The sequence below is a fragment of the Salmonella sp. 2020_1459 genome (assembly GCF_043847915.1).
Classification (GTDB): Bacteria; Pseudomonadota; Gammaproteobacteria; order Enterobacterales; family Enterobacteriaceae; genus Salmonella; species Salmonella enterica.
Map to the genome: position 1 here is coordinate 64,516 of NZ_JBCMFA010000011.1, position 10,811 is coordinate 75,326.

Here is a 10,811-nt window from a genome sequence, read left to right on the forward strand (position 1 = left end):
AGCCGGAAGCTATTATGGCGAAGGATGATCGGCTATCCATGCGTCGAGCGCCGTCACTCCCTGCGTCACGATAGTTTTAATATCTATATCGCTTAGCGGTTGCAATTCCAGCTCCCGACAGGCTTCGGTTGCCTGCGTCATCCCCAGGCTGGCGCAGCCGCTTTTTAATTTATGCGCCAGCCGCTTAATGTTAACGTCGTCATTCATGGCGCGCGCCGCCTCGATCTCCTCGACTAAAGGCAGCGCGCTGTCTTTGAATAACGCGATCCATTGCCGGAGTTTTTCCGGGCCGACAGACGCCATATCGCCGGCAAGCTGATGTTCATTCAGCATCGCCAGCGCGTTGTGAGATTTGCCCTGTAAATAGTGCGCTATCATGCGGTAAAGCTCCTCGCGGGGAACGGGCTTTTGAATAATCCCGCAGAAAAGACCGGCGGTACGCTGACGAAGATTATCGTCTATCACATGCGCGCTAAAACCAATGCGTTTCATGGCGGGATACTGACTCATCAACTGCTGCGCCAGGGTTAAGCCGTCATAATCCGGTAAATCAAAATCCACCAGCGCCACATCAAAGGACTCGCCTTCGGCTAAACAGCGTAGCGCGTCATTCGCGCTTTCAGCTACTGAGACCTTCACCCCTTTACCCGTGAGCATTTCAGCGGTAATACGCTGCGTTAGCATATTATCTTCAATCAGCAACAGGCGTAGTCCGTTAAGATTTATCGGTTCCCTGAACGCATTTTTGCTTGCGGGTTTGGGGTGGCGAACCGGCAGTTGTAAGCGAAAACAACTGCCAACATGAAGCGTACTGGTGACGGTTAGCGTCCCGCCCATCGCCTCTGCCAGGCTGGCGCTGATAGCCAGCCCCAGGCCCGTCCCGCCCCGGCGTCCAGTCGCCTGCACAAACGGTTTGAAAATAGCCGTCAGCTTCGCTTCAGGGATACCGCATCCGGTATCTTCAACCTCAATAAACCAGCTCTGATCGTCGCAAAATGTGCGCAGCACTATGCTGCCGCGATCGGTAAATTTCGCCGCATTACTTAAAAGATTAATCACAATTTGACGTATCCGGCGCGGATCGCCTTGTAGCGTGGAAGGGAGTTGCTCGCTAAAGTCGGCGATGAGCGCCACCTGCACGCGGCTGTGCATTAAATGCAGCGCGCTATTCAACAATTGTCGCGGTTCAAACGGCTCCTCGCTAATGGAAACGTTGGTGCCGCCTACTTCAATCGCCGAGTAATCAAGAATATCGTTAAGAATCGCCAGTAGCGATTCGCCTGAATCATTAATGGCCTGTAAATCGTCGCGGTAGTTTGCCATGAGCGGTTTATCGGCCAGCAATTGTACCGTACCGAGAATGCCGTAAAGCGGCGTGCGAATTTCATGGCTCATGGCGGCAAGGAACGTCGATTTCGCCTCGTTGGCCTTTTCCGCTTCGGCGCGCGCCTGCCGGTGTTCCAGCACCAGCGCATGAAGCTCCGCCGTTTGCGAACGCACCTGTTCCGCCAAATCCTCACGATGGCGGTTCAATTTGCGCACGTTGGCGCGAAACGCTTCCATCAGACGGCTGATGGTATCCAGTTCGCTGACGCCAGCCGCCTCCGGAAACGGCGAGTCAATATCGCCCTCCAGTAACCGCTGTAAGGCCTGCGTTTGTTGCGCCAGCGGGCGGGATACGGAGCGGTAAACCACTCGCCAAAGAATAAAACTTAATGAGCACAGCGCCAGGATGCCTAAGATCACTAACCCTATTTGCCCACGCTGACTGGCGTGTGTAAGACGCGCTAACCCAGCCTCGTTTCGTTTTTCGATGGCGTTCACCAACTGCGACACTTCCGTACTGAAGCGGGTAAACTGAAAGAGGTTATTGGCCATAAGCGTTTGAAGCTGGTCGCGGATGGCGTTTTCCTTACGAAACAGGGTAACCAGTGTGGTGTACTGGTTTATTGTCTCCAGCGCGTCGGCGATTTGGGCGCGAACGGTAGGATCTTCTATACGCTGCTGGCGGCGGGATAAAATTTTAACCAACTGATTAAGTTTTTCATCGGTGTCTTCGGCATCGCTCAGCCCTTGCGCGTCTTTTAAGGTCACAATGAGCTGCTTAAACCGCAGGGCATTGACCCGCAACTCATTCATCTGATTCACATACTCAAGGTCGATATCAATCAGTCGGTCAAGCGCGCGTTCAGCCTGGTCCCCTTTACCGCTTTCGATAAGATCGTAAATACCGGCTTGGGTGGCGCCCGCAGATGTCGCTGCATTATTGGCCTGACCGTGAGCCTGGGCGGCAATGCTTTCCGCCGCCTCCGCAATCTGGCGGCTTAACTGCTGTTGCTGTGCGCGCAGCGTGAGAATTTCACCGACCAGCGTTCCCTGTTGCCCAAGCGTTTGCGCAATCTCTTTTTCTTGCCGGGCGATGGCCGAGGTATTAAACCCCTGCTCGCTTAATGCCTGCAAAAGATGGTTAATTTTAAGGCTTTGCGCTTTCAGCATCTTCCCCTGCGCCAGCCAAACGCCCTCACTGTCGGCATTGGTCAGATTTTGCGCGGAAAAGAGCTCGTAAGCGCTGGCTTCGCTTAACTGCCTGGCCATATTCATCGTGGGGAGCAGCGCTTGCGTATTGGTTTGCTCCACCTGACTAATGACGCGCAGGCTTATCCAGCCGATCACGGTGCTGAGCAGAGTGAGTGCCGCCATCAGGGCGAAGGCCAGCCATAATCTGCGGGTCAGTGAAGGCGTTGACATTTATGCGCCGCGGGTGAAATGGGTTGAGTTGCCGCCGGAAAAACCATTAGGATAAAACCTTGTTGCTGGTGGGGCTATCATGCGCGCGCTTATTTCGTTCTTTTTTTTGATAATCATCGTCTCGAATGTAGAAACGGCGTCAGCCGAAACCGGGCTGTTACACTGGACGCGCGCCGATCGGGCGATTCCCTGGCGGCAAACGTCAGTCAATGCGAGTAAACCCTGGAAACTGTGCGCATTATACCCCAGCCTGAAAGATTCTTACTGGTTGTCCGTCAACTACGGGATGCAAAAAGCGGCCAAATTGTATGGCGTTGATTTAAAAGTGCTGGAAGCGAATGGCTATCGGCAACTGGCGACGCAACAACAGCAAATGATGCAGTGCCGGGAGTGGGGCGCCGACGCTATTCTGCTTGGCAGCAGTACCATTCGTTTCCCGGAACTGGAACGGTATGCCGGTAATGTGCCGGTTATTGAAGTGGCGAACGTGATACGCGACGCCAGCGTGGCAACTCACGTCGGTCTGCCGTGGTTTCAGATGGGTTATCTGCCGGGACGTTTCCTGGTGCAGTGGAGCAAAGGAAAAACGCTTAACGTTTTACTCTTCCCGGGGCCGGAGGAAGCTGGCGGCAGTCAGGAGATGGTGGCGGGTTTTCGTCAGGCAATTAAAGGCAGCGCCATCAACATTGTGGATATCGCCTGGGGCGATAACGACATTGAAGTGCAGCGAAACTTACTCCAGGAAATGCTGGAGCGTCATCCGGACGCCAATGTGGTCGCCGGGTCGGCGATAGCGGCGGAGGCGGCGATGGGCGAAGGGCGAAATTTGACGACTCCGCTCACGATCGTCTCATTTTATCTGACGCATCAGGTTTATCGCGGTTTAAAACGCGGCCATATCCTGATGGCGCTCAGCGATCAGATGGCCTGGCAGGGAGAATTAGCGATAACGCAGTCGATTAAGGTCTTACAGGGGCAACCGGTGCCTGAAAATATCAGCCCGCCGGTGCTTATTTTGACGCATAACAACGCCGACAGCGCGCGCGTTCGTCGTTCGCTATCGCCTCCGGGATTTCGGCCCGTCTATTTGTATCAATACACCTCCGAGGCTAAAAAGTAGCCTTCGCCATGCTGTGTGACCAGCAGCTCCGGCGTAATTTTATGGCGTAAGCGGCGAACCAGGACATCAATCGTGCGGAGATCCGGAGTCTCTACGCGGCGGGCGGAAAGCATTCGCAGCAGACGTTCGCGATGCAGCACTTTGCCTGGGTTGGTCACAAAGGCCAGCAGCAGCTCGTACTCCGCGCGCGTAAGCTTAATGGCTTCACCGTTGTGCTCCAGCGTGTGATTCATCACGTTCAGGCAGTAGCCGGAAAACATATAGCAGTTTTCACTGGCATTTTGCGGCGTGGGGCGGGCCAGATCGATACGCCACAAAAGATTTTTTACCCGCACTACCAGCTCGCGCAGTTCCAGCGGCTTGGTGACGTAGTCGTCCGCGCCCATCTCCAGCCCGACGATGCGGTCGATTTGGTCGCAACGCCCCGTCACCAGAATAATGCCCACCGTGGAACGTTCGCGTAGCGCCCTGGTCAGCATCAACCCGTTTTCATCGGGGAGGTTGATATCCAGCAGGATCAGCGAAACGTGCTCATGCTCCATGATGTCACGCAGGCCCGCGCCGCTGTCGGTCACCGAAACGCGATACCCCTCCTGCTCAAAATAGGCCTGTAATCTGGCCTGAGTAACAGGTTCATCCTCAACAATAACAATGTGATGTGACATCCTGCGCGCGGTCTCTTTCTGTTCATATCTGTTCATATATTGCCGTATCCCGTTCATCCTGACCAGTGACGCTGTTCATATTTGCGGAATAAGATCTGCGCATTAAACCATATAATTACAGGGGCTATTATGCGAAAACTCTGGAGAGCGCTACTCAGGCCAAGCGCCCGTTGGTCGATACTGGCGCTGGTCATTGTCGGGATTGTGATCGGCGTTGCGCTGATCGTGTTACCTCACGTCGGTATCAAACTGACCAGTACGACAGAGTTTTGCGTCAGCTGCCATAGTATGCAGCCGGTGTATCAGGAATATAAACAGTCCGTACATTTCCAGAACGCTTCCGGCGTACGCGCGGAATGCCACGATTGCCATATCCCCCCTGATATTCCAGGCATGGTGAAACGTAAGCTGGAAGCCAGCAACGATCTTTACCAGACATTTATCGCCCACTCGATTGATACCCCAGAAAAATTTGAAGCCAAACGCGCCGAGCTTGCCGAGCGTGAATGGGCGCGCATGAAAGAGAATAACTCCGCGACCTGTCGTTCCTGCCATAACTACGATGCGATGGATCACGCGAAACAGAACCCGGAAGCGGCGCGGCAAATGAAAATCGCCGCGAAAGAAAATCAGTCCTGCATCGACTGCCATAAAGGGATTGCCCACCAGCTACCGGATATGAGCAGCGGTTTCCGCAAACAGTTTGATGAACTGCGTGCCAGCGCCAGTACGCATAATGACGGCGATACGCTCTATTCGCTGGATATCAAGCCGATTTACGCCGCTAAAGGCGATAAAGAACCGGCAGGTTCGCTGTTACCTGCTTCTGAAGTGAAAGTCCTTAAACGGGACGGTGACTGGCTGCAAGTGCAAATCGAAGGCTGGACGGAGACGGACGGTCGCCAGCGCGTGCTGACGCAGTTGCCCGGTAAACGTATTTTTGTCGCCTCGATTCGCGGCGATGTGCAACAGCATGTGAAAACGCTGGAAGAGACCACCGTCGCGGCGACTAATACTCAGTGGAGCAAATTACAGGCAACTGCGTGGATGCAAAAAGGCGACATGGTAAATGACATTAAACCGATTTGGGCCTATGCCGACTCCCTCTATAACGGCACCTGTAATCAGTGTCACGGCGCGCCGGACAAAGCGCACTTTGACGCTAACGGCTGGATCGGCACGCTCAACGGCATGATCGGTTTCACCAGTCTGGATAAGCGTGAAGAACGTACCTTGTTGAAATATCTCCAGATGAATGCGTCTGATACCACCAACACGCCGCACAGCGATAAGGGAGAACACAATGAAAAATAAGGACTCGTTACACGTCTCTCGTCGACGTTTTCTGGCACAGCTTGGCGGCTTGACGGTGGCAGGAATGCTGGGGCCGTCACTGCTGACGCCCCGTAGCGCCCGCGCAGCGGATGCCGTTGCGCCAGGCGCCGCGACGAAAGAGGGTATCCTTACCGGTTCTCACTGGGGGGCGATTCGCGCCACGGTGGTTGACGGTCGATTTGTGGCGGCAAAACCGTTTGAACAGGATAAATACCCGTCCAAAATGATCGCCGGCCTGCCCGATCACGTCCACAACGCGGCGCGTATTCGCTATCCGATGGTGCGCGTCGACTGGATGCGCAAAGGTCATCAAAGCGACACCTCGCAGCGCGGCGATAATCGTTTTGTGCGCGTCTCCTGGGATGAAGCGCTGGATCTGTTCTATCAGGAACTGGAGCGGGTGCAAAAAACCTACGGGCCGAGCGCGTTACTGACGGCGAGCGGCTGGCAATCTACCGGCATGTTCCATAACGCCTCCGGGATGCTGGCGCGCGCGATTGCGCTACATGGCAATAGCGTTAGCACGGGAGGGGACTATTCGACCGGCGCGGCGCAGGTGATTCTGCCGCGCGTGGTGGGTTCAATGGAAGTGTACGAGCAGCAAACGTCATGGCCTCTGGTTTTACAGAACAGTAAAACGATTGTGCTATGGGGTTCTGATATGGTGAAAAACCAGCAGGCAAACTGGTGGTGCCCGGATCACGATGTCTATCAGTACTATGAACAATTAAAAGAAAAAGTTGCCAGCGGCGCTATCTCGGTCATCAGCATCGATCCGGTCGTCACCTCCACGCACGATTATCTGGGGCGCGATAAGGTCAAACATATCGCCATTAACCCGCAGACGGATGTCCCGTTACAACTGGCGCTGGCGCATACCCTGTACAGCGAGAAACTGTACGATAAAAATTTCCTCGATAACTATTGCGTCGGTTTTGACCAGTTCCTCCCCTATTTGCTGGGCGAAAAAGATGGACAGCCCAAAGATGCCGCCTGGGCGGAAAAACTGTGCGGTATTGACGCCGACACCATCCGCGCGTTGGCGCGGCAGATGGCGGGCGACAGAACGCAAATCATCGCTGGCTGGTGCGTGCAACGTATGCAGCATGGCGAACAGTGGTCATGGATGGTCGTCGTGCTGGCGGCAATGCTGGGACAGATTGGTTTACCGGGCGGCGGCTTTGGTTTTGGCTGGCACTACAACGGCGCCGGGACGCCTGGTCGTAAAGGGATCATTTTAAGCGGCTTTTCCGGTTCGACGACCGTTCCGCCAGTACACGACAGCACGGATTACAAAGGCTACAGCAGCACCATTCCTATTGCGCGTTTTATGGATGCCATTCTTGAACCGGGCAAGGTCATTAACTGGAACGGCAAATCGGTTAAATTACCGACGCTGAAGATGTGCGTGTTCGCCGGGACCAACCCGTTCCACCGACACCAACAAATTAACCGCATAATTGAAGGGTGGCGCAAGCTGGAAACGGTCATCGCTATTGATAACCAGTGGACGTCGACCTGCCGCTTTGCGGATATCGTTTTGCCGGCTACCACCCAATTTGAGCGTAACGACCTTGATCAGTTCGGCAATCACTCTAACCGCGGCATTATCGCCATGAAACAGGTGGTATCGCCGCAGTTTGAAGCGCGTAACGACTTTGATATTTTCCGCGATCTCTGCCGACGCTTTAACCGTGAAGCGGCATTTACGGAAGGCCTTGATGAAATGGGCTGGCTGAAACGCATCTGGCAGGAAGGGAGCCAGCAGGGAAAAGGTCGCGGTATCCACTTACCGACTTTCGAGGTGTTCTGGAATCAACAGGAGTACATCGAGTTTGATCATCCGCAGATGTTTGTGCGCCATCAGGCTTTCCGTGAAGATCCGGACCTGGAGCCGTTGGGCACGCCAAGCGGTTTGATCGAGATTTACTCCAAAACGATCGCCGACATGCAATACGACGATTGTCAGGGCCATCCCATGTGGTTCGAAAAAATCGAACGCTCGCATGGCGGGCCGGGATCGCAGCGCTGGCCGCTGCACTTACAATCCGTCCACCCTGATTTCCGTCTGCATTCCCAACTGTGCGAGTCGGAAACGCTGCGTCAGCAATATGCCGTTGGCGGCAAGGAGCCGGTCTTTATTAACCCACAGGATGCCAGCGCGCGCGGGATCCGCAACGGTGACATCGTGCGGGTATTCAATGCACGCGGGCAGGTACTGGCGGGAGCGGTAGTTTCCGATCGCTATGCGCCGGGCGTGGCGCGAATTCATGAAGGCGCCTGGTACGATCCTGATAAAGGCGGCGATCTCAACGCGTTGTGTAAGTACGGCAACCCTAACGTATTAACGCTGGATATCGGTACATCACAGCTTGCGCAGGCGACCAGCGCGCATACGACGCTGGTGGAAATTGAAAAATATACCGGCCCTATTGATAACGTCACGGCGTTTAACGGTCCGGTCGAGATGGTCGCGCAGTGTGAATATGTACCCGCATCGCAGGGGAATCCGCATGATTAAGCAGCCAGCGCTTGCTCAGGAACAGTACGCCTGCGTATATGCATGGCTGGCGTTACTCTTTTTCCGGGAAGTGGATGATGAAGGGTTAATACAATTACAGTCCGCGGAGATCGCGGACTGGCTGGCGCTGTTAAAGCGTCAGCCTGCGCTGGCGGCGTCGGTGGCGTTACTCGAACAAAAAATTGCCGCGCTTAGCCTGCGCCAGGATGCGCAGCTGGAGCTGGCCGCAGATTTTTGCGGATTGTTCCTGATGACGGATAAAAAATCGGCCTTGCCCTACGCCTCGCAATACCCGCAGCAGGAACCCGGCATGATTAAACATTTATTGCTTGAAGCCGGGATGGAAGTCAACGACGATTTTAAAGAGCCGACCGACCACCTGGCGATTTATCTGGAATTACTCAGCCATTTACATTTTTCATTGGGTGAATCGTTCCAACAACGGAGAATGAATAAATTACGCCAGAAAACATTGTCGTCATTACTGGAATGGCTTCCGGAATTTACAAATAATTGCCTTAAGCATGATCCCTATGGTTTTTATGCTGCGTTAAGTCAATTATTGTTGGCTATCGTTCGTTTTGATGACGGAAAAGAGGATTTATCCATTGTTGCGGTTGAATAAACCCTGTGACGGGCATCGCAAAATAAATCTTACGATAGTCGGGGGTTATCATATCTATAGGTTTAGCCAATTGTAATTATTGATACCAATCAATATCCATGATGGGTTTGTATTTAGTATTGACGGGCCTCATGAGTAAAAAAATAAAATTTAATTAATCATGCCGCAATACCCCATAAGGATAGTGATATGAAAAAAATTACCCTCTATGCGACAACGGTTATCACCGTTGGGCTGTTATGTTATTTAGGTTTGTCCGGGTATGTATGGTATTACGACAAACAGCGCAGTAAAAAAAGCGATGTGCAGGCCTCGGTTGTGGGTGAAAATAATAAAATACTGGGTTATTTCAGGGAGAAAGGATGTGATTATTGTCATACGCCTTCCGCTGAATTACCTTTTTATTCCTCTTTTCCGGTGGCAAAGCAGCTAATGGATTACGATATCCAGCTCGGCTACAAATCGTTTAACCTGGAGGCGGTACGGGCCGCCCTGATTGCGGATACGCCGGTGCCGCAAAGCGAACTGAATAAAATTGAATGGGTTATGCAACATCAGACTATGCCGCCAACCCGCTATGTCGCGCTGCACTGGGCGGGGGGCGTCAGCGATAAAGAGCGTACTGACATCCTGAACTGGATAGCCGATCAGCGTGAGCGCAACTATGCCAGCGCCGATACCGACGCCGCGCACCGGAATGAACCCGTTCAGCCTATTCCGCGCAATATTCCCGTCGATGCGAAAAAAGTCGACTTAGGTTTCCGGCTTTATCATGATGAACGTTTATCCGGCGACAGCACAATATCCTGTGCGCATTGTCACGCGATAAATGCGGGCGGTGTCGATGGCAGAAAAACCTCAATTGGCGTTGGCGGTGCGGTAGGACCAATAAATGCGCCGACGGTATTCAACTCCGTATTTAATATCGAACAATTTTGGGATGGTCGTGCTGCAACCCTGCAGGAGCAAGCAGGCGGACCGCCGTTAAATCCTATTGAAATGGCCTCTAAATCCTGGGATGAAATTATTAGCAAGCTTGATAAAGATCCTGTCCTGAAAAAAGATTTCCAGGCGGTTTATCCGCAAGGATTTACCGGGGAAAATATTACTGATGCGATCGCCGAATTCGAAAAAACGTTGATAACGCCGGATTCCGCCTTTGATAAATGGCTACGTGGAGATGAAAATGCGCTGACCGCGCAACAGAAACACGGTTATCAATTATTTAAAGAGAATAAATGTGCAACCTGTCACGGCGGTATCATTTTAGGCGGACGCTCTTTTGAACCATTGGGATTAAAGCGAGACTTTAATTTTGGCGAAATTACCGCAGCGGATATTGGTCGTATGAACGTCACCAAAGAGGTTCGCGATAAATTACGGCAAAAAGTCCCAGGCTTACGCAACGTCGCGTTAACAGCGCCTTATTTCCATCGGGGCGACGTACCGACGCTGGATGGCGCGGTAAAACTGATGCTGCGTTACCAGGTTGGCACCGATCTGCCGCAAAACGATATTGACGATATCGTCGCCTTCCTGGAAAGCCTGACCGGTGTTTATACGCCATATCAACCTGAATATGCGCAATGACAATGATGCTTGAAGCCAGAGATCTGTACTGCGAGCGGGACGAGAGGACACTGTTTCGCGGGCTGTCGTTCACCGTGGACGCCGGGGAGTGGGTGCAGGTCACCGGCGGCAACGGCGCCGGAAAAACCACCCTGCTGCGCCTGCTGACCGGGCTGGCGCGCCCGGACGGCGGCGAGGTGTACTGGCAGGGCGAACCCCTGCGCCGCG

8 protein-coding genes are annotated in these 10,811 nt (G+C 53.4%); 6 read left to right on the plus strand and 2 right to left on the minus strand.

Features of this window, described 5'->3' with window-relative positions; all coding sequences use genetic code 11:
* Window positions 1–12: 12 nt before the first annotated feature.
* Window positions 13–2,748, minus strand: coding sequence for a TMAO reductase system sensor histidine kinase/response regulator TorS (torS, locus tag ACH0VJ_RS21850; RefSeq protein ID WP_000106952.1), 2,736 nt, complete (start codon window positions 2,746–2,748; stop codon window positions 13–15).
* 79 nt (window positions 2,749–2,827) lie between these two features.
* Here torS and torT point away from each other — a divergent pair, with 79 nt between their 5' ends.
* Window positions 2,828–3,868, plus strand: a complete 1,041-nt coding sequence (torT, locus tag ACH0VJ_RS21855) for a TMAO reductase system periplasmic protein TorT (protein ID WP_001202041.1) — start codon at window positions 2,828–2,830, stop codon at window positions 3,866–3,868.
* Here the strand turns inward: torT and torR are convergent.
* Entirely contained in the window at window positions 3,841–4,533 is a 693-nt protein-coding gene (torR, locus tag ACH0VJ_RS21860) for a two-component system response regulator TorR (protein ID WP_001562512.1), read from the minus strand. The two genes, torT and torR, sit on opposite strands and share 28 nt — an antisense overlap.
* Window positions 4,534–4,662: 129 nt before the next feature.
* Between torR and torC the strand changes: the two genes are divergently transcribed.
* The 5 genes from torC to ACH0VJ_RS21885 all read left to right on the plus strand — a co-directional run.
* On the plus strand, window positions 4,663–5,847 hold the full coding sequence (torC, locus tag ACH0VJ_RS21865) for a pentaheme c-type cytochrome TorC (RefSeq protein ID WP_001230254.1): 1,185 nt from the start codon (window positions 4,663–4,665) through the stop codon (window positions 5,845–5,847).
* A complete protein-coding gene (gene torA, locus ACH0VJ_RS21870; RefSeq protein WP_000790674.1) occupies window positions 5,837–8,389 on the plus strand; it encodes a trimethylamine-N-oxide reductase TorA in 2,553 nt (850 codons plus the stop codon). Before torC ends, torA begins: the two co-directional genes overlap by 11 nt.
* Window positions 8,382–9,014, plus strand: coding sequence for a molecular chaperone TorD (gene torD, locus ACH0VJ_RS21875; protein ID WP_000595422.1), 633 nt, complete (start codon window positions 8,382–8,384; stop codon window positions 9,012–9,014). Before torA ends, torD begins: the two co-directional genes overlap by 8 nt.
* A 189-nt stretch (window positions 9,015–9,203) precedes the next feature.
* Entirely contained in the window at window positions 9,204–10,604 is a 1,401-nt protein-coding gene (locus ACH0VJ_RS21880; RefSeq protein ID WP_000724465.1) for a cytochrome-c peroxidase, read from the plus strand.
* 5 nt (window positions 10,605–10,609) lie between these two features.
* Window positions 10,610–10,811 (plus strand): ATP-binding cassette domain-containing protein (locus ACH0VJ_RS21885; RefSeq protein ID WP_116560564.1); only part of this gene is annotated, 202 nt, incomplete at its 3' end.

Excerpts from the sequence above, each read along its gene's own strand:
- torS (WP_000106952.1), bottom strand. The coding sequence starts at position 2,748 with ATGTCAACGCCTTCACTGACCCGCAGATTATGGCTGGCCTTCGCCCTG.
- torT (WP_001202041.1), top strand. The coding sequence starts at position 2,828 with ATGCGCGCGCTTATTTCGTTCTTTTTTTTGATAATCATCGTCTCGAAT.
- torR (WP_001562512.1), bottom strand. The coding sequence starts at position 4,533 with ATGTCACATCACATTGTTATTGTTGAGGATGAACCTGTTACTCAGGCC.
- torC (WP_001230254.1), top strand. The coding sequence starts at position 4,663 with ATGCGAAAACTCTGGAGAGCGCTACTCAGGCCAAGCGCCCGTTGGTCG.
- torA (WP_000790674.1), top strand. The coding sequence starts at position 5,837 with ATGAAAAATAAGGACTCGTTACACGTCTCTCGTCGACGTTTTCTGGCA.
- torD (WP_000595422.1), top strand. The coding sequence starts at position 8,382 with ATGATTAAGCAGCCAGCGCTTGCTCAGGAACAGTACGCCTGCGTATAT.
- ACH0VJ_RS21880 (WP_000724465.1), top strand. The coding sequence starts at position 9,204 with ATGAAAAAAATTACCCTCTATGCGACAACGGTTATCACCGTTGGGCTG.